The organism is Acinetobacter sp. YH12211, from assembly GCF_013418015.1.
Taxonomy (GTDB): Bacteria; Pseudomonadota; Gammaproteobacteria; order Pseudomonadales; family Moraxellaceae; genus Acinetobacter; species Acinetobacter towneri.
In genome coordinates this window covers 1-16,063 of sequence record NZ_VPCW01000038.1, presented here as the reverse complement: position 1 = coordinate 16,063, position 16,063 = coordinate 1, and the positions used below count along the sequence as shown (strand labels likewise).

The window sequence follows — 16,063 nt, the reverse complement described above, 5'->3', positions numbered from 1 at the left end:
CAATTGCTGTGATCGCAGCCCAATTCGATGGATAATCTTTTTCGGATTCAATCAATAATTGAACCGCTCTATCTCTGATTTCAGGGGTGTATTTTACTTTTTTCATCGGGACATTCTCTCAAGAAAAGTGGTCTCCGACAAACCCGGTACGGTTCAGTCCAAAAGAAACGATAAATCAGTATGAAGTCGCTGATATTTTACGACTTCATACTAATTGCAGATTAGTCTTCCAAAACTTCTTCTAGCAACTCCTCACTCGGGGCAAAGTAATATGCACCATCCAAGGCGGTGACGAAATGCAATAAACGATCGTGGATGCCATCACCTGAAGTACCAAACATACGTTCTAACATGGCATCAATAATGCTCAAATCTTTGGTATAGGCAATAAAGAATAAACCCTGATCGCCTTTGCCATCACCATAAGGTAAAGAATGGCGCAAAATTTCCATTTCATCGCCTGCATCATCTTCAACGACAGTACGTGAAACGTGCGAATTTTCAGGTTGTACATCTTCATCTAATTCAATCGATTCTAGCTTGGTACGTCCAATCACGTGTTCTTGGGCATCGACTTTGAGCTTTTTCCATTTTTCTAAATCGTGGCAATAGCGCTGTGCAAAAATAAATGAACCATCGGCAAACACGCCTGCATCTTCGCCTAAAAGTGCAACTTCAGCACGATCATCTGGAAATTGTGGGTTTTCGGTACCATCAATAAAGCCAGTCATGTCGCGTCCATCAAAATAACGGAAACAAACCCGTTCATCCAAGACTTCAATTTTGTCTTGAATCCCCTCAAAAAATGCCTGACTAAGTGCAAAGCAAATATCCGCACGTGTACTGGCGAGGTGAATGATCACATCTGCAGGCACGGCAGGCATTGGGTACGCACCTTGAATCGGTTGTAATTGTTTAAAACCTTCTGGAGATTGCTGATAGAGCTGTGCCCAAAGTTCAGGACCAAAAGCAACGCCAGTTTTAATTTGGGCATGTGGATGTTGGGTAATCAAACGATCCCGTGTGCTAAACAAGTCAGCCAATTTTTCTTTTAATTCAGCAATGCTTAAGTATTTTAAACGAAGTACAAGAAAGCGAGCATGATCTGAAGGTAGTGGCAAAATTACAGATTGGGCAGTCATGTATAGCTCCTGAAAATTTGTTGTTTTCTATAAAGTTGACTTTATTGTGCCTGATTGCATGCAGGCTTAATAGCCCGAACCCGATTTTATTCAACGTTTTTAGCCATGAGATTAAGTGAAATATCATATAATGCACTGTCTTGTGAAAAGCAGCGATATATGTCTTATCAAGTTTGGATTGCGTTTATGTTGGCCTGTTGGGTGATTAGTGTTTCACCTGGCGCGGGTGCGATTGCTTCGATGTCGAGCGGTTTGAGTTATGGTTTTCGACATGGTTATTGGAATGCGATTGGTCTACAACTGGCTTTATTATTGCAAATTGCGATTGTAGCCGCAGGGGCAGGGGTATTATTTGCGACAACGCCTTGGGCATTTCTGATTGTGAAATGGTTTGGTGTGGCGTATTTGTTGTATCTGGCGTATTTGCAATGGGTAGCGCCTGCACAGTCGATTGAAATTCAGCATGAGTTGACGCGCAAATCTGCTGGAAAATTGGTGATGTACGGCTTTCTGGTTAATATGAGCAATCCCAAAGCAATTGTGTTTTTATTGGCAGTTTTACCCCAATTTTTAGATTTATCTAAACCGCAATGGACGCAATATGCAATTATGGCACTGACCATGATTAGTATTGATTTGATTGTGATGGCGGGCTATACGGGCTTGGCTGCAAAAGTTTTGCGTTTGTTAAGATCACCGAAGCAGCAAAAATTTATGAATCGTACTTTTGCTGCATTGTTTGCAGGTGCTGCGTTTTTGTTGAGTTTGGTGCATCAGTAATGTCTTCAATTACACAAAAGTGTACGCTGTAATTATAAAAATAGATTGAGACATACGTTGAAAATAAAATGTATTCCGCGAGCACTTTATTGGCAACATTGGTGGATCAGCATGTTGCTTTTAAGTTTTTCAACTTTAATTGCAATTGGATTAGCAATTCAGTTTTCAGTAGATAGCGTGTTTTGGCCAATTGCTTTGATGGCACATTTGAGTATCAATTTGATTTTTTCTTTTGTATTTGCCGCCTTGCAAACTTATTTTAAACATACGGTGTGGCAAAGTGTGGTGTTGATTAATATTACGGCTGTGTTGTTGATTGCCATTCATGCAATGTTTTATCTACAAAAGATAGATTGGAATGCTGTTTCAGAAAGTCAGCAGCAATTGAGTCTTTTACAGCAAGTGATTCATAGTGATATAGCACTGTGGATAGCGTATATACTGCCATTTTTGGTCGTAATGCTCATTGCTGCAATACAAAAATATAGATATTCATTAACGAAAAACTAAGCTATCTTTCTGACTTTTTGAACGCTAAAAATCACCGCAAAAATGATCGCCATAGTCATCACAATACTTAAACCTGTCGAAATATTTAAGCCCGCACTTGACCATAAACCTACGCTGACTGCAATTTGCGCCACAATAAATGCCCAAATCACCATTTGTTTAGGCGAGTGAGCCAATAAACGTGCGGTTAAAGCGGGAATCACCAACAATGCGCCCATCAATAAAGAACCGACTGCACGTAAAGCCAATACGGTAAATAATGCCAACAACAACATAAAAATCAGGCGTTGCCATTGGGCATTCACGCCTTCACTGACCGCAATATCAGGGTCAATTGCAATTTGAATTTGTGCCTGCCAAAATTTATACAGCACCGCTAAAGCAACAATAATCACTAGGGCAAATACAGGTAAATCTGCCCATGAAATGGTGAGTAAATCACCAAATAAATAGCTCAGCAACTCAGGGCGCAAACTTGGAATATGTTGAATAAAGAGCAACCCTGAACAGAGCAAGGTCGCAGAGCAGAGCGCCAATAATGCATCATTCGGCAACCGTGGATCATGTAAAATCCATAAAACACCCACCAATAATAATGCCAAGAAGGTCACACCCATCCACAGAGGTAAACTCAACGCGCCTGCAATCGCCACACCCAATAAGGTGCCATGCGCCATCGTATCGGCAAAAAAGGACATACGTCGCCACAGCATTAAACAGCCAAGTGGGGCGGTCAAAAATACCAATAAACTGCCCATGATCCATGCAGGTAACAGCAATTGTAGCCAATCCATCATGGGTTAAGCTTCCGGTTCAGGGTGAATATGAGGACGTGAATCATGCTGACAAGGCTCGGCATGATCGCCATGGGCGCAGTGTTCATGGTGATGTTGATAAAACACCCGATTGGTTCCAAAAATAGCTTGGTATTCAGGATGTTGCTGTACATTTTCGGGCAAACCGCTACAGCAAATGTGTTTATTTAAACATACCACACGATGCGTACCTTGCATGACCCATTGCAAATCATGCGACACCATCAACACCGCACAGCCATATTTGCTCGGTAAGTTGCGCACATAGTCATACAGTTCAGCTTCGGACTGAATATCTAGTCCTTGCATCGGCTCATCCAGTACCAAAACATCAGGTTGACGTAATAAGGCGCGTGCCAATAGCACCCGTTGCCGCTCACCACCAGACAGTTGTTGTACTTTTGAATCTTGCAGTTTGGCAATGCCAGTATCGCGGATAATTTCTGCTTTAATTGCGTCTGGGCATTTTTCTAAAGCCAGTAAATCTTTCACTCTTAAAGGCAAGCTGTGTGAAGGATTAAACTTTTGCGGCACATAAGAAAAGGTCAATTTGCGAGCATTTACGAGCTTGCCTGCATTTGGTTTGACAATGCCAAGCAAGACTTTAATTAGAGTCGATTTTCCTGCGCCATTGGGGCCAATTAGCGTGACAATTTCACGTGCATGTAATTCAAAATCGACATTTTTTAAAATATCGCGCTCATCTATTCGCACCTGAATATTGTGCAAGGCGATGAGCGGTGCAGTGGTTATTTGCTGTTGCACTGCTGACATTTTCCAGAAATCTCAATAATGCTGTGATGCGGGCTAAAGCGGTCAGAGGCTGCCAACTGATCTAATTGCTCTAATAAACCTTGCGCTGAAGCTTCTTTAACGACTTTACATTCAGTACAGATTAAAAAAGCCGCTTGGTGTCCTTCACGTGGATGACAGCAAGGAATATAGGCATTGATTGAAGTCAAACGGTGAATTAGTCCTTTTTCCAGTAAAAAATCTAAAGTACGGTACACCGTTGGCGGTGCTGCAGGACGATCAGACTCACTTTTAATTTTCGCCAATAAATCATAAGCACCCATTGGTGCAGATGCCTTGAGAATGAGTTCCAACACTTCTTTACGTAGCGGTGTTAAACGAGCACCTGTTGCCGCACATAAACTTTCAGCTTCGGCAAGACGTTGATCGACATTGTGATGGTCGTGAACGCCATGTAATGCATTGTGATGCTCGTGCGAACATAAGCTCATAGCCACCCCAGTTGAACTTTAAAAGAAAAACGACAGTAAATCTTAGCATGAAGCGTTATTAGTTTCGATTATACGTAGGTATTTTTATAAATTTGTTATATTATAACATTTGTCGATTTTTCGTGATATGCCGCAATGTTTCGTTTATTTAGTTTCTGTCTTTTAGCGTTATGCAGTACTGTCAGCATGGCGCAGGCTTTGGTGGTGTCTACCCATCCTATCTATTTGATTGCCCAAAAAGTCACGCAAAATATCGAAACACCCACGTTATTACTGGCAGATCAAACAGGGCATGATGTATCGCTCACGCCTGCACATCGAAAAATCATCCAAGATGCGGATTTAATTATTTGGCTAGGTAAGGCGCATGAAGCACCGCTAGAACGTGTATTACATCAAAATCCTAAAGCGATTGCTTTATTAGATACGGGCATTATGAAAACTTTGCCGCAGCGTTCAGAACGTGGTGCAGCATTAAAAAATACAGTAGACAGCCATGTCTGGCTAGACCCAAACAATGCGGTGCGTATCGGCTTCTTTATTGCCGCGTTACGTTCTCAGCAAATGCCTGAACATCGCGATGCTTATTGGAATAACGCACGTGCCTTCGCACAGAGTTTATTCAAAAGTGCAAGTCAGTTTCAGACTCAAACTGCAGTACAGCCATATTGGGCTTATCACGATGCCTATCAATATTTAGAACGTGCCTTAAATTTAGAATTTTCTGGGTCGATGACCAATGATCCGCATATTGCGCCAACAGTCGCACAAATTAAATATTTGAACGATCACCGACCAAATCCAAAAATGTGCCTACTTGCAGAAGGACATGCCAGTAAAAATCAGTATATGAAATTGAATCCAATTGTGTTTCAAAAGGTCGATGAAAGCATGCGCGGTGCAGATGATTTTGTGCAAGCGTGGCAGCAATTAGCCAAGCAAACCAAGGCTTGTGTATTAAATGCACGAAAATGATGCGTTTTTTAAGCAAAATTGAAATATGACAATTCCGAGACAAACATGCAAAAAAACACGACTAAGGTCGGGAAACGATTGCATGTTCAGGGGGCTAACTCTATAATGCCTGCGATAAAAAACGATCATCAGTTGAACTTGTCAAGCATTAATGCTGTGAGTGGATAAAAAAATGAGCCGAACTAGTCGCTTGATTGACCGACGATTAGCTAAAGCTTTGGTCTTCTTACAAGCATTCATGATTCCAGTTTCAGCCCTGATAGCGTGGGTCTTGAAAGACTCAACGGCTGCCTTAAGCGCTGCACTTGGTGCTAGTGTTTGTTGGTTGGCAAGTTGTTATTTTTCATGGCAGTCGTTTCGAGCAGCAGGTGCACGAGCGTCCAGACAGGTTCTTTCGAACATGTATAGAGGAATGCTCGGTAAGTTTGCAATCGTGATCGTAGGATTCATTTTAATTTTAAGCAATGTACAGCCGTTATCCCCGGTGGCATTGTTTTGTGGTTTTATGCTCGTTCAAAGCATGTCGTGGGTTGCGCCATTTTGGGTGTCACGATTACAAAAACGAGTCTAAACGCAGCAAAAATTGAAAAGTTTTTCAGGAATAGGCGAGATATCAAGCAGCACGCGATGTTCGTTTGTTCTATTAGTTTTTTTACATTGACCAGGTGTGATTTATGGCTGCTGAAGAACATGCCCTTACTTCGACCGAGTATATCAAGCATCACTTGACCAATATGACCTATGGCAAAATGCCAGACGGTTCATGGAAGTTGGCTGAGTCTGCTGAAGAAGCTCAACAGATGGGGTTCACTGCTATTCACTTGGATTCAATGGGTTGGTCTATCGGACTTGGTCTGATCTTCTGTTTATTGTTCTGGATTGTTGCGAAAGCTGCAAATTCAGGCGTGCCTGGTAAATTCCAGTCAGTAATTGAAGTGATTATCGAGTTTGTGGATTCAAGTGTACGTGATACCTTCCATGGGAAGTCTCGATTAATTGCACCCTTAGCATTAACCATTTTCGTGTGGATTTTCCTCATGAACTTGATGGATTTGATCCCTGTTGACTTTATTCCTTATGTAGCTCAACAGGCGATTGCATCTATGCTGGGTGTGGACCCTCATCAGGTTTACTTTAAAATTGTTCCGACTACAGATCCAAACATTACCTTAGGTATGTCTATTTCTGTATTCTTCTTAATTATTTTCTATAGTATTCGTGAGAAAGGTGTTGGCGGCTTCGTTGGTGAGTTGGCACTTAACCCATTCAACCCAAGTAATCCAGTTGCTAAAGTGCTTTTAATTCCATTCAACTTATTGTTGGAATTGACTACTTTCTTGGCGCGACCAGTTTCATTGGCTCTACGACTGTTCGGTAACATGTATGCGGGAGAGTTAATCTTCATTCTTATCGCGTTATTACCGTTCTGGATCCAGTGGGCATTGTCTGTGCCTTGGGCGATTTTCCACATTTTGATTATTACGCTACAAGCATTCATTTTCATGATGTTGACTATCGTGTACATGAGCATGGCAAGCGAAAAGCATTAATGGTATGGCCTAACTGTCATCGGGCGGTTGGGCACACAATTTTTTAACTTAATTTGGTATAAAACCTAACCTCTGAGGAATTATCATGGAACTCACTTTAGGTCTAGTTGCAATTGCATCTGCTATCTTGATCGCTTTCGGTGCTTTAGGTACTGCGATTGGTTTTGGTCTTTTAGGCGGTCGCTTCCTTGAAGCTGTTGCTCGTCAACCAGAATTGGCTCCACAACTTCAAACTCGTATGTTCTTAATCGCAGGTCTTCTTGATGCTGTGCCTATGATCGGTGTTGGTATTGGCTTGTTCTTCATCTTCGCTAATCCATTTGTAGGTTAATCAGCTTAATTCCGAAATTCACTATTTGAGGAATTTGCAATGAATATCAACCTCACATTGTTTGGCCAAGCGATTGCATTTGCGATTTTCGTCGCATTCTGCATGAAGTTTGTATGGCCACCACTAATCAATGCGATTAGTGAGCGTCAGCGTCGTATTGCTGACGGCTTAAATGCAGCTGAGAAAGCCAAAGCTGATCTTGCCGATGCGCAAGCTCAAGTGAAAGCTGAATTAGATGCAGCTAAAGCACAAGCGGCTCAATTGATCGAACAAGCGAATCGTCGTGCAGCACAATTGGTAGAAGAAGCGCGTACCCAAGCATCTGCTGAAGGTGAGCGTATTCGTCAACAAGCGAAAGAAGCTGTTGATACAGAAATCAATTCTGCTCGCGAAGAATTACGTCAACAAGTAGCTGCGCTTGCAGTAACTGGTGCAGAGAAAATTCTTAGCCAGCAAGTTGACGCAGAAGCTCACAATGCCATGCTGACTCAGCTGGCTGCTAAACTTTAAGAGAGAGGCAGATTATGGCTGAACTCTTGACGTTGGCACGCCCATACGCTAAAGCAGCATTTGCTTACGCTTCTGAGCAAGGTGCAACTGACAATTGGTCAACAGCACTTAACTTGCTCAGTGCTGCGGTGCAAGACGAAGCATTTTCAGCTTACTTAAATCGCCCTGAGCTTACGCCTGCTGAGCAGGTGAGTATTTTTGCCAAAGTTTTAGGTGAAGACCAAACTGCAGCAGTGTCAAACTTTTTGACATTGCTTGCTGAAAACAACCGTTTGGCTTTGCTTCCTGAAATTCAAGCAGAATACGAACAGCTCAAATCACAGAATAACAATACTGTGGATGTTGTGATTGAATCAGCATTCCCATTGACTTCTGTACAAGAACAAATTCTTGCTCAAGCGTTAGAAAAACGTTTCGCTGCGGCAGTAAATGTTTCTGTAGAAGTGAACCCAGCGTTAATTGCGGGTGTGGTTATTCGTGCAGGCGACCAAGTGATAGATGATTCTGCGCTTAACAAGCTTGAAAAAATGCGGACACGTCTTTTAGCTTAATTGCGAAGACTGAACTAATAAAAGATTGAGGTATAGCGCAATGCAACAACTGAATCCATCCGAGATCAGTGCGCTCATTAAACAGCGTATCGGCGATCTGGACACCAGCGCGACCGCTAAAAACGAAGGTACCATTGTTATGGTATCCGACGGTATTGTGCGCATTCACGGCCTTGCTGATGCAATGTACGGTGAAATGATCGAATTCGACGGCGGCTTATTTGGTATGGCACTGAACCTAGAACAGGATTCAGTGGGCGTCGTTGTTTTAGGTAACTACTTAAGCCTTCAAGAAGGTCAAAAAGCACGTTGCACAGGTCGTGTATTAGAAGTTCCGGTTGGTCCAGAACTTTTAGGCCGTGTGGTAGATGCTTTGGGTAACCCAATTGATGGTAAAGGCCCTATTGATGCAAAATTAACTGATGCTGTAGAAAAAGTAGCACCAGGCGTAATTTGGCGTCAATCAGTGGATCAACCTGTTCAAACTGGTTATAAATCAGTTGATACCATGATCCCTGTAGGCCGTGGTCAACGTGAGTTGATCATTGGTGACCGTCAAACTGGTAAAACAGCAATGGCGATCGATGCGATCATCGCTCAGAAAAACTCTGGCATTAAGTGTGTATACGTAGCAATTGGTCAAAAACAATCGACTATCGCAAACGTAGTACGTAAGCTAGAAGAAACTGGCGCTATGGCGTATACCACTGTTGTCGCAGCAGGTGCATCTGATCCAGCAGCAATGCTGTATTTAGCTCCGTACTCTGGTTGTACAATGGGTGAATACTACCGTGACCGTGGTGAAGACGCGTTAATCATTTATGATGACTTGTCTAAGCAAGCTGTTGCGTATCGTCAAATTTCATTGCTTTTACGTCGTCCACCAGGTCGTGAAGCGTATCCAGGTGACGTGTTCTATCTACACTCGCGTCTACTTGAGCGTGCTTCTCGTGTATCTGCTGACTACGTTGAGAAATTCACTAACGGTGAAGTTAAAGGTCAAACTGGTTCTTTAACTGCATTGCCGATTATTGAAACTCAAGCAGGTGACGTATCTGCATTCGTACCAACCAACGTAATTTCGATTACAGATGGTCAGATCTTCTTAGAAACATCATTATTCAACGCGGGTATCCGTCCTGCTGTGAACGCGGGTATTTCTGTATCGCGTGTTGGTGGTTCTGCTCAAACTAAGATCATCAAAAAATTGTCTGGTGGTATCCGTACCGCTTTGGCGCAATACCGTGAATTGGCAGCGTTTGCTCAGTTCGCTTCTGACCTTGACGAAGCAACTCGTAAGCAACTTGAACATGGTCAACGTGTAACTGAGTTAATGAAGCAGAAACAATATGCGCCATACTCAATTGCTGACCAAGCTGTTTCAGTTTATGCATCTAACGAAGGCTACATGGCTGACGTAGAAGTGAAGAAAATCGTAGACTTTGATGCTGCGTTAATTTCTTACTTCCGTTCAGAACATGCTGCGTTAATGCAACAAATCGATGAAACTGGTGATTTCAACAAAGACATCGAAGCTGCAATCAAAGCAGGTATTGAAAGCTTTAAAGCGACTCAAACTTACTAATTTAGCATTGGCTAGTTAGGGGTTTGGTTCACGGAATCAACCTTCGGAAGCCTGAAAGGGCTTTCGAATACTAGGTTAAGCGTATGGCAAATTTAAAAGAAATTCGCGCCAAAGTTGCTAGTATCAAGAGCACGCAAAAGATTACTCGCGCGATGCAAATGGTTGCTGCTTCTAAGATGCGTCGTGCGCAAGAGCGCATGGCTCAAGGCCGTCCGTATGCCGAAAATATGCACCGTGTAATTGCTCATTTGGTACAGGCGAACCCTGAATACAAACACCGTTATATGATTGAACGCCCTGTAAAACGCGTTGGTTATATCATCGTGTCTTCAGATCGTGGTTTGGCAGGTGGCTTGAACATTAACTTGTTCAAGAAAGTTGTAAAGCATGTACAGCAACAACAAGAGCAGTCAATTGAAGTTCAGTTTGCTTTAATTGGTCAAAAAGCGGTTTCGTTTTTTAAAAACTACGGCGGTAAAGTGCTTGGTGCAACTACAAACGTAGGTGACGCGCCAAGTCTTGAACAGTTATCTGGCTCTGTGCAAGTGATGTTAGATGCGTACGATAAAGGCGAGTTAGATCGCATTTACCTCGTGTCAAACGGCTTTGTCAATGCCATGACTCAAGATCAGAAAATCGAACAACTTGTTCCTTTAGCATCTGCTGAAGAAAACAAGACTCTTAACCGTCAATACGGTTGGGATTATATCTATGAACCAGAAGCTGAAGAGCTGTTAAATGGTTTATTGGTTCGTTACATCGAGTCTATGGTTTATCAAGGTGTGATTGAAAACATCGCATGTGAACAGTCTGCGCGTATGGTTGCAATGAAAGCTGCAACAGATAACGCAGGTGAACTGATCAAGAGCCTACAACTTATTTATAACAAGCTGCGTCAAGCCGCGATTACTCAGGAAATTTCTGAAATCGTTGGTGGTGCCGCTGCCGTTTAACATTATTAGTTTGAATTGAGGAGACAGCAATGAGTGGCGGTCGTATCATTCAGATCATCGGCGCGGTTATCGACGTCGAGTTTGAACGCAACAGCGTTCCTAAGATCTATGACGCTCTCCAAGTTGACGGTACTGAAACTACATTAGAAGTTCAGCAACAACTTGGTGATGGCGTAGTTCGTACTATTGCAATGGGTTCTACTGAAGGCCTTAAGCGTGGTTTGAACGTAACTAACACTAACGCGCCAATCTCTGTACCAGTAGGTACAGCGACACTTGGTCGTATCATGGACGTTCTTGGTCGCCCTATCGACGAAGCTGGTCCAGTTGCAACTGAAGAGCGTTTACCAATTCACCGTCAAGCGCCTTCTTATGCAGAACAAGCGGCTTCTACTGACCTTTTAGAAACTGGTATTAAAGTCATTGACTTACTTTGCCCGTTCGCGAAAGGTGGTAAAGTTGGTCTGTTCGGTGGTGCGGGTGTTGGTAAAACCGTAAATATGATGGAGTTGATCAACAACATCGCTAAAGCGCACTCAGGTTTATCTGTATTCGCTGGTGTTGGTGAGCGTACTCGTGAAGGTAACGACTTCTATCACGAAATGAAAGACTCTAACGTTCTTGACAAAGTAGCAATGGTCTACGGTCAGATGAACGAGCCGCCTGGTAACCGTTTACGCGTAGCGTTAACTGGTTTGACTATGGCTGAGTACTTCCGTGATCAAAAAGATGAGAACGGTAAAGGTCGTGACGTATTATTGTTCGTAGACAACATCTACCGTTATACACTAGCAGGTACTGAAGTATCAGCACTTCTAGGTCGTATGCCATCTGCAGTAGGTTATCAGCCTACACTTGCAGAAGAGATGGGTGTTCTTCAAGAACGTATTACTTCAACTAAGTCTGGTTCGATTACATCTATTCAAGCTGTATACGTACCTGCCGATGACTTGACTGACCCATCACCTGCTACAACGTTCGCGCACTTAGACGCAACTGTAGTATTGAGCCGTGATATTGCATCTCAAGGTATTTACCCTGCGATCGATCCACTAGACTCAACTTCACGTCAGTTAGATCCATTAGTTGTTGGTACTGAGCATTACGAAATTGCTCGTTCAGTTCAAAACGTTCTTCAACGTTATAAAGAATTGAAAGACATTATCGCAATTCTTGGTATGGACGAATTGTCAGAAGAAGACAAACTTACTGTATACCGTGCACGTAAGATCCAACGTTTCTTCTCTCAACCGTTCCACGTAGCTGAAGTATTTACTGGCGCGCCTGGTAAACTTGTACCGCTTAAAGATACAATTCGTGGCTTTAAAGGTCTTCTAGCTGGTGAATACGATCATATCCCAGAACAAGCGTTCTATATGGTTGGTGGTATTGACGAAGTGATTGCTAAAGCCGAGAAACTTTAATTAGCAGCTCTAATTTAGGAGATTCTCATGGCGACTATGCAATGTGATGTTGTAAGTGTAAAAGAGTCTTTGTACTCGGGCACTGTGACTATGCTAATTGCAAAAGGTGCTGGCGGTGAACTCGGTATTATGCCGGGTCACGCACCACTGGTAACTTTGCTTCAGCCGGGTGCAATCCGCGTTCTGCTGGAAAATGGTACAGAAGAATTAATCTATGTATCTGGTGGCGTTCTAGAAGTTCAACCGCATGTTGTTACGATTCTTGCAGATACTGCAGTTCGTGCAGAAAACTTAGATGAAGCGGCAATTATTGAAGCGCGTAAACACGCTGAACAATTGTTGGCAAATCAAAAGAGCGATTTGGACTCTGCTGCTGCTTTGGCTGCTTTGGCAGAAACTGCTGCACAGTTGGAAACCATCCGCAAAATCAAAAACCGCGCACTTTAATTGTCGGTTTAAGATTGAAAAAGCCACTCGAAAGAGTGGCTTTTTTTATACTGTTTATAATTGAAGTCTTATCTTTGCTTAGGATGCCATATTGGTGGTATCAGTAGGTTGATTCGATTCGCCCTGTAAAATCATCCCCGCCAGTTTTAGCATTTCAGCTTGAATACTCCCCATTTGCTGTTCCAGTTTCTTAAAGTCCACTTTGCTTAAATCGACTTGTCCATTTAAAAATGGTGAAGCCAAAACTTGCTGATTGGCAGCCAATAAGTTTTGACGGATGGTATCAATTTCCTGTGTTTTTAAGTCTAGGCTGCTTAGTGTTTGATTGAAGCCTTGTAACTGCTGTTGTAATTGAGTCGCTGCAATTTGTAATTGTTGTGGATCTTGCGCATCTACAGCGGTTTGCAATTCAGACTTGGTTTGATTCAGTTGTTCGACATATTGACCTGCTTTGAGCTGTAGATCAGCCACATCGCGCACAATATAGAACATATTGCCACTGCTTAATGGAGCGTTGGTTGGGTTTGTATTGCTGTTGGATGATGCGCTGGAATCATCTTGATTAGTTGTTTGCGTTTGCGGCGTGTTCATTTGATCACAGGCGCTGAGTAGCAAGGCAGAACTCAATAGTGCAAACGGAAGTAGTGTCTTCGAAGATACATTTTTCATATTCATGTGATTTTTGGTACTCATTGAGAATGAATATAAAACGAAAATATGAATAAAAAACAGATTGTTGCAAAGCAATAACAAATCTTAATTTTTTTGTCTAAATCAAAAAAAATAGGAGTTTTAAAGAAACTCCTATGAATTACACTTCTTTCATAAAAGAAAAATGATCATAAGTAATGCGTCGAATTGATATTGATAGTCCCTTCTCTTGCGCCATATATGGCTCAGGATGAGGAATATATTCCGCAAGAGGATGAGGGAGCTGAATTATTGATTTAAAGAGAATTTATGAAAGAACTCTTTAACTTGCTGAATAAAAAATTATTTAGCCAATTCAGCCTCAATCGCTTCTACAATGCGCGGGTCATCTGCGGTTAAATCTGGGGCAAAACGCGCCACCACTTCACCTTGTTTATTCACCAAAAACTTTTCAAAGTTCCACAATACTTCAGGTGGTTCATTTGGGGTTAAGCCGTAATCAACCAAATCTTTCCACCATGGGCCTTCACCAATACGTTCAGGAATTGCTTGCGTTAAAGCCGTGTAGAGAGGATGTTTTTCTGCACCCACGACTGGAATTTTAGCAAACAATGGAAAACTCACCTGATAATTCAGTGAGCAAAATTCCTGAATTTCTGTATCGCTGCCCGGTTCTTGTGCCAAGAAATCATTCGATGGAAAGGCTAAAATTTCTAAGCCTTGTGCCTGTTTTGCTGCGTAGAGTTGCTGTAAGCCTTCGTATTGCGGGGTTAAGCCACATTTTGATGCCACGTTCACGATCAACAACACTTTTCCTGCATATTGATTTAATGTGGTTTCCGTACCCTGATTGGTTTTTACTGCAATGTCATAAACTGAAGTGCGCATAGTTGCTTCCTAGAATCTGTATTTTACCGCTACTGTTGTAACTGTAATTTTTGGGTACAGCAAGTTTTATAGCAAAGAAATTTACGACACTGATGGAATCCCGCATAGCCGTGATATTGCGCAGAAAAATGTAATTCGTATCTGCATTTTATTTTATTGATGGATAAATCGAGCGAAAAGTGCCATAAATAGACACTGGGTTTTTAGCACTTTGCATCACAAGTCAGTTATAGAAAAGGGTTTCACAGCAGGTATGCTGTTTGGTACAACAAGGATGATGAATACATGATACGGTCAGATAAAGGCGTATTTTGGGCAATTTTATTGCCATTGATTGCGGTATTGATTTGGTCTTTAAATATTGCAGTAACGAGGTATGTGGCGGAGTATATTTCACCCGTCAGTATCAGTTTTTATCGCTGGTTGATTGCTTTTCTGATTTTAACCCCGTGGATATTGCCCAAAGTTTGGCAGCAGCGTGAGTTGATTCGTCCACATTTGAAACAGTTGGCAGTGCTTAGTGCTTTTGGTTTGGTGCTGTATCAAGGTCTAAGCTATACCGCAGCCAATTACACCACTGCAACCAATATGGGCATTATTAATGCGTTTATTCCCATGTTTACGGTTTTGGTTTCATTGCTGATCTTAAAAGACATTCCGACACGATTTGCGGTTTTGGGCTGCATTATTTCATTTTCGGGTTTGTTGTATGTGATTGCACAAGGAGATTTGCGTCAACTCAGTCAGCTGACAGGACATGCGGGCGATATGCTCATGGTTTTGGCGGTATTTTTTTACGCCTTTTATGGGGTGTTTTTAAAGAAATGGAATTTAAAATTGCCGCTCATGCTGAGTCTTTATGTGCAAATTATATTCGCCTTACTTTACCATCTGCCATTTATTTTGTGGTTCGGCTTGGATCATTTAAATAGCCAAAATGGTTTAAGTGTGCTGTATGCAGGTATATTTCCTTCAATTATTGCACCTTTGGTATGGATGTTGGCCGTTCAATATTTAGGGCCAAATCGCACCAGTATTTTTATGAATTTGATGCCTGTTTTCACGGCTATCATTGCATATTTTTGGTTGGCAGAAGTGTGGGGGAGTTATCACAGTATCGGTGGATTGATTATTTTAACGGGTATTGTGTTGGCACAAATGAAAGCACGCGTACACATTCAAGCAAAAAGTTGAGTTTAATTGGTGTTTTTTTGATCACATAAAGGTGTATTTAAAATGCCTTTTATTCAAAATTTATACAGTATTGAGTGTTATGAATTATGACAGTTTTTTTAATTTTTCTAAAATAATTGTAAAAATAGTAAGATAATTTAAATTGTTAAGAAAAAAAGATGAATCTTTCATTGAATATTTGTCTTGGATTAATAGGAAAAATCTATTTGTATAGTCGACTAAATTACTCCATAATTCACGTACTGAAAACGATCCACTGTATTCAATAATCAGTGAAATATCATTTGCAGCAAGATTTTCAAACCCTCTGGATGTGCTTTTATACACATCCTTTTTATGCTCAACCATCCCTATATGGTTGAGCTTTTTTTTATCCACTGGAGCGTAAAACCTCGTGGTTCAGCACGAGGATATAAGCGACTGGAGTAAACCATATGAACGACACGAAATGTCGTTTTAAATACTTGTACTATAGTCACTATTAAGAAAAATACTGTTAAAATAATTGGATGA

Annotated in this window: 20 protein-coding genes and 1 pseudogene; 13 read left to right on the top strand and 8 right to left on the bottom strand. The window is 41.8% G+C overall.

Annotated elements, in window-relative coordinates; translation table 11 throughout:
* Positions 1–106 (bottom strand): annotated as a pseudogene (locus tag FTU98_RS12705) (adenylosuccinate lyase); the annotation flags it as partial.
* A gap of 115 nt (positions 107–221) precedes the next feature.
* A complete protein-coding gene (locus FTU98_RS12700; RefSeq protein ID WP_180051492.1) occupies positions 222–1,142 on the bottom strand; it encodes a Dyp-type peroxidase in 921 nt (306 codons plus the stop codon).
* A gap of 159 nt (positions 1,143–1,301) precedes the next feature.
* Here FTU98_RS12700 and FTU98_RS12695 point away from each other — a divergent pair, with 159 nt between their 5' ends.
* Both FTU98_RS12695 and FTU98_RS12690 read left to right on the top strand, forming a co-directional pair.
* Positions 1,302–1,922, top strand: a complete 621-nt coding sequence (locus FTU98_RS12695; protein WP_180009307.1) for a LysE family transporter — start codon at positions 1,302–1,304, stop codon at positions 1,920–1,922.
* Positions 1,923–2,033: 111 nt separating this feature from the next.
* The gene (locus tag FTU98_RS12690) at positions 2,034–2,432 is read left to right on the top strand and encodes a hypothetical protein (RefSeq protein WP_136144785.1); all 399 of its coding nucleotides are present in this window, start codon (positions 2,034–2,036) and stop codon (positions 2,430–2,432) included.
* Here FTU98_RS12690 and znuB read toward each other — a convergent pair.
* The 3 genes from znuB to FTU98_RS12675 are packed head-to-tail and all read right to left on the bottom strand — an operon-like array spanning position 2,429 to position 4,491.
* On the bottom strand, positions 2,429–3,229 hold the full coding sequence (gene znuB, locus FTU98_RS12685; protein WP_004970154.1) for a zinc ABC transporter permease subunit ZnuB: 801 nt from the start codon (positions 3,227–3,229) through the stop codon (positions 2,429–2,431). The two genes, FTU98_RS12690 and znuB, sit on opposite strands and share 4 nt — an antisense overlap.
* A 3-nt stretch (positions 3,230–3,232) precedes the next feature.
* The gene (znuC, locus tag FTU98_RS12680; protein WP_131261255.1) at positions 3,233–4,021 is read right to left on the bottom strand and encodes a zinc ABC transporter ATP-binding protein ZnuC; all 789 of its coding nucleotides are present in this window, start codon (positions 4,019–4,021) and stop codon (positions 3,233–3,235) included.
* Complete coding sequence (locus FTU98_RS12675; RefSeq protein WP_004970151.1) at positions 3,997–4,491, bottom strand: transcriptional repressor; 495 nt, start codon at positions 4,489–4,491, stop codon at positions 3,997–3,999. Before FTU98_RS12675 ends, znuC begins: the two co-directional genes overlap by 25 nt.
* Positions 4,492–4,626: 135 nt before the next feature.
* Here FTU98_RS12675 and FTU98_RS12670 point away from each other — a divergent pair, with 135 nt between their 5' ends.
* From FTU98_RS12670 to FTU98_RS12625, 10 genes are all read left to right on the top strand, one after another.
* Positions 4,627–5,466: a metal ABC transporter solute-binding protein, Zn/Mn family gene (locus FTU98_RS12670; protein WP_104852883.1), complete on the top strand. Its 840-nt coding sequence runs from the start codon at positions 4,627–4,629 to the stop codon at positions 5,464–5,466.
* A 172-nt stretch (positions 5,467–5,638) separates the two neighbouring features.
* On the top strand, positions 5,639–6,037 hold the full coding sequence (locus FTU98_RS12665; protein WP_004970147.1) for an ATP synthase subunit I: 399 nt from the start codon (positions 5,639–5,641) through the stop codon (positions 6,035–6,037).
* A gap of 103 nt (positions 6,038–6,140) precedes the next feature.
* Entirely contained in the window at positions 6,141–7,016 is an 876-nt protein-coding gene (atpB, locus tag FTU98_RS12660; protein WP_004970145.1) for a F0F1 ATP synthase subunit A, read from the top strand.
* Positions 7,017–7,101: 85 nt separating this feature from the next.
* Positions 7,102–7,347 (top strand): F0F1 ATP synthase subunit C, encoded by a 246-nt coding sequence (gene atpE / locus FTU98_RS12655; protein ID WP_000424060.1) that lies wholly within the window; start codon positions 7,102–7,104, stop codon positions 7,345–7,347.
* A 39-nt stretch (positions 7,348–7,386) separates the two neighbouring features.
* The gene (locus FTU98_RS12650; RefSeq protein ID WP_004970142.1) at positions 7,387–7,857 is read left to right on the top strand and encodes a F0F1 ATP synthase subunit B; all 471 of its coding nucleotides are present in this window, start codon (positions 7,387–7,389) and stop codon (positions 7,855–7,857) included.
* A gap of 14 nt (positions 7,858–7,871) precedes the next feature.
* Positions 7,872–8,408 carry a F0F1 ATP synthase subunit delta gene (locus FTU98_RS12645; RefSeq protein WP_004970141.1) on the top strand — a complete coding sequence of 179 codons (537 nt, stop codon included), beginning with the start codon at positions 7,872–7,874 and terminating at the stop codon, positions 8,406–8,408.
* A 40-nt stretch (positions 8,409–8,448) separates the two neighbouring features.
* The gene (gene atpA, locus FTU98_RS12640) at positions 8,449–9,993 is read left to right on the top strand and encodes a F0F1 ATP synthase subunit alpha (RefSeq protein WP_004970138.1); all 1,545 of its coding nucleotides are present in this window, start codon (positions 8,449–8,451) and stop codon (positions 9,991–9,993) included.
* Positions 9,994–10,076: 83 nt separating this feature from the next.
* Positions 10,077–10,946, top strand: a complete 870-nt coding sequence (gene atpG, locus FTU98_RS12635) for a F0F1 ATP synthase subunit gamma (protein ID WP_004970136.1) — start codon at positions 10,077–10,079, stop codon at positions 10,944–10,946.
* 29 nt (positions 10,947–10,975) lie between these two features.
* Entirely contained in the window at positions 10,976–12,370 is a 1,395-nt protein-coding gene (gene atpD / locus FTU98_RS12630) for a F0F1 ATP synthase subunit beta (protein ID WP_004970134.1), read from the top strand.
* Between the two features lie 27 nt (positions 12,371–12,397).
* Positions 12,398–12,817: a F0F1 ATP synthase subunit epsilon gene (locus tag FTU98_RS12625; protein ID WP_004970132.1), complete on the top strand. Its 420-nt coding sequence runs from the start codon at positions 12,398–12,400 to the stop codon at positions 12,815–12,817.
* Between the two features lie 78 nt (positions 12,818–12,895).
* Here FTU98_RS12625 and FTU98_RS12620 read toward each other — a convergent pair whose 3' ends face one another.
* The gene (locus tag FTU98_RS12620; protein ID WP_178319011.1) at positions 12,896–13,486 is read right to left on the bottom strand and encodes a hypothetical protein; all 591 of its coding nucleotides are present in this window, start codon (positions 13,484–13,486) and stop codon (positions 12,896–12,898) included.
* 324 nt (positions 13,487–13,810) lie between these two features.
* Complete coding sequence (locus tag FTU98_RS12615) at positions 13,811–14,356, bottom strand: glutathione peroxidase (protein WP_004970127.1); 546 nt, start codon at positions 14,354–14,356, stop codon at positions 13,811–13,813.
* Between the two features lie 285 nt (positions 14,357–14,641).
* Here FTU98_RS12615 and FTU98_RS12610 point away from each other — a divergent pair, with 285 nt between their 5' ends.
* Complete coding sequence (locus FTU98_RS12610; protein WP_096902732.1) at positions 14,642–15,550, top strand: DMT family transporter; 909 nt, start codon at positions 14,642–14,644, stop codon at positions 15,548–15,550.
* Between the two features lie 84 nt (positions 15,551–15,634).
* On the opposite strand, the gene FTU98_RS12605 is transcribed toward FTU98_RS12610, so the two are convergent.
* A complete protein-coding gene (locus tag FTU98_RS12605) occupies positions 15,635–15,928 on the bottom strand; it encodes a hypothetical protein (protein ID WP_004970123.1) in 294 nt (97 codons plus the stop codon).
* Between the last annotated feature and the right edge of the window lie 135 nt (positions 15,929–16,063).

Bases quoted from the DNA above. Each gene is read 5' to 3' on its own strand.
- FTU98_RS12650 (WP_004970142.1), top strand. From the start codon at position 7,387: ATGAATATCAACCTCACATTGTTTGGCCAAGCGATTGCATTTGCGATT.
- znuB (WP_004970154.1), bottom strand. From the start codon at position 3,229: ATGATGGATTGGCTACAATTGCTGTTACCTGCATGGATCATGGGCAGT.
- atpE (WP_000424060.1), top strand. From the start codon at position 7,102: ATGGAACTCACTTTAGGTCTAGTTGCAATTGCATCTGCTATCTTGATC.
- atpG (WP_004970136.1), top strand. From the start codon at position 10,077: ATGGCAAATTTAAAAGAAATTCGCGCCAAAGTTGCTAGTATCAAGAGC.
- FTU98_RS12620 (WP_178319011.1), bottom strand. From the start codon at position 13,486: ATGAAAAATGTATCTTCGAAGACACTACTTCCGTTTGCACTATTGAGT.
- FTU98_RS12695 (WP_180009307.1), top strand. From the start codon at position 1,302: ATGTCTTATCAAGTTTGGATTGCGTTTATGTTGGCCTGTTGGGTGATT.
- FTU98_RS12615 (WP_004970127.1), bottom strand. From the start codon at position 14,356: ATGCGCACTTCAGTTTATGACATTGCAGTAAAAACCAATCAGGGTACG.
- FTU98_RS12675 (WP_004970151.1), bottom strand. From the start codon at position 4,491: ATGAGCTTATGTTCGCACGAGCATCACAATGCATTACATGGCGTTCAC.
- atpB (WP_004970145.1), top strand. From the start codon at position 6,141: ATGGCTGCTGAAGAACATGCCCTTACTTCGACCGAGTATATCAAGCAT.
- atpA (WP_004970138.1), top strand. From the start codon at position 8,449: ATGCAACAACTGAATCCATCCGAGATCAGTGCGCTCATTAAACAGCGT.
- znuC (WP_131261255.1), bottom strand. From the start codon at position 4,021: ATGTCAGCAGTGCAACAGCAAATAACCACTGCACCGCTCATCGCCTTG.
- FTU98_RS12700 (WP_180051492.1), bottom strand. From the start codon at position 1,142: ATGACTGCCCAATCTGTAATTTTGCCACTACCTTCAGATCATGCTCGC.
- FTU98_RS12610 (WP_096902732.1), top strand. From the start codon at position 14,642: ATGATACGGTCAGATAAAGGCGTATTTTGGGCAATTTTATTGCCATTG.
- FTU98_RS12625 (WP_004970132.1), top strand. From the start codon at position 12,398: ATGGCGACTATGCAATGTGATGTTGTAAGTGTAAAAGAGTCTTTGTAC.
- atpD (WP_004970134.1), top strand. From the start codon at position 10,976: ATGAGTGGCGGTCGTATCATTCAGATCATCGGCGCGGTTATCGACGTC.
- FTU98_RS12665 (WP_004970147.1), top strand. From the start codon at position 5,639: ATGAGCCGAACTAGTCGCTTGATTGACCGACGATTAGCTAAAGCTTTG.
- FTU98_RS12690 (WP_136144785.1), top strand. From the start codon at position 2,034: ATGTTGCTTTTAAGTTTTTCAACTTTAATTGCAATTGGATTAGCAATT.
- FTU98_RS12645 (WP_004970141.1), top strand. From the start codon at position 7,872: ATGGCTGAACTCTTGACGTTGGCACGCCCATACGCTAAAGCAGCATTT.
- FTU98_RS12670 (WP_104852883.1), top strand. From the start codon at position 4,627: ATGTTTCGTTTATTTAGTTTCTGTCTTTTAGCGTTATGCAGTACTGTC.